The following is a 1,356-nucleotide window of genomic DNA, read 5'->3' as shown; positions in this document are numbered from 1 at the left end:
CGTGGCTCTGATCGAGCCGGTAACGGCGATCGTGGAGCCGGTAGTGCAGGTAGCTGAAGAAGCCCTTCCCGTGCCGCTCACCGTTCTGCCCGAGACCGATGAACCGGTCAGCGCGCCGGTTCCGGTGGAGGAAACCCTCGACGTGGTTGTGGCGCCGCCGCGGGCTGCCGAGCGTGCTGGCGTCGAGGGCGCCGTTGACGAGAGCGCCGTCGGCGAGATGCCCGCACCGGCTTCTGAAGGCGGAGTCAGCGCCGAGCAGTCTCTGCCCGACGACGATCCATTCCCGCAGCAATCGACGCAATCCTTCAACTCTTCCGCCGCCGCCCACGAGGTTCCGCGCGGTGAGCCGACGGACGCCTTGGCCGATGCCAGTCCGCCGGGTTCATCACCGCTGGGCGTGACGGTGGCACCGTCGGTCGGCGCGTCGGGATCAGGTGGGGCCGTGGGCCTTGCTATTCCGCCGCCGTCGTGGTCGGTTCTTCCCACATGGTTTGTCCTCGCCGGACAGCAGGTCCCAGGCGGGCTTCCTTCCGGTCCTTCCTACGATCCCGGTTCCACTCCCGATTGATCAGGTCCATGCTGCCCTTTTTCAGGCAGCTGATGGTCCTTGTGGTGCTCTGACACCACTTTCAATTCAATCTGGAGGAAAGAGTCATGCATACGTGCATAAGAAGGGGAATCAGGGTATTCCTGCTGACCGGGGGCATTCTTGTTCTCGGCGCCGGCGCAGCAAATGCTGAAGAAGCCGGTATTGACGTTGTTGCGAACGTTGTCGCTGAGGTTGGTGATGCGAACGTGGACGCTGCGGTGGTGACTGCGCCGGTTTCCGATGCTGTGGTGACCGCGGATGCGAACGTGGACGCTGCGGTGGTGACTGCGCCGGTTTCTGATGCGGCGGTGGCAGCGGATGCGAACGTGGACGCTGCTGTTGTGTTGGGTGCCGGGGACGCTGCGGTGGTTGGTGACGCTGCGGTGGTCCTGGGCGCCGGTGACGGCGTGCTTGCGGGTGATGCCGCAGTCGCGGTTGATGCTGCGGTGGTGACTGCGCCGGTTTCCGATGCGGTGGTGGCATCGGATGCGAATGTTGACGCTGCTGTTGTGTTGGGTGCCGGTGATGCGGCGGTGGCTGGTGACGCGGCCGTTGTTCTGGGTGCCGGTGACGGCGTGCTTGCGGGTGATGCCGCGGTCGCGGTGGATGCTGCGGTGGTGACCGAGCTGGTTTCAGATGCGGCGGTGGCAGCGGATGCGAATGTTGATGCTGCGGTTGTGCTGGGTGCCGGTGACGGTGTGCTCGGTGATGCTGCTGCGGATGCGAGTGTTGATGCTGCGGTTGTGCTGGGTGCCGGTGACGGTGTG

The 1,356-nt window shown here is 65.0% G+C and carries 2 pseudogenes; both read left to right on the top strand.

Annotated elements, in window-relative coordinates:
* Positions 1-568 (top strand): annotated as a pseudogene (locus tag X803_RS0105110) (hypothetical protein); the annotation flags it as partial.
* Positions 569-654: 86 nt separating this feature from the next.
* Positions 655-1,356: pseudogene (locus tag X803_RS22100) on the top strand (hypothetical protein); the annotation flags it as partial.

The sequence above is a fragment of the Arthrobacter sp. 35/47 genome (assembly GCF_000520475.1).
GTDB classification, from domain to species: domain Bacteria; phylum Actinomycetota; class Actinomycetes; order Actinomycetales; family Micrococcaceae; genus Arthrobacter_D; species Arthrobacter_D subterraneus.
The sequence above is the reverse complement of the archived record's forward strand: the minus strand, read 5'-3'. Positions and strand labels throughout refer to the sequence as shown.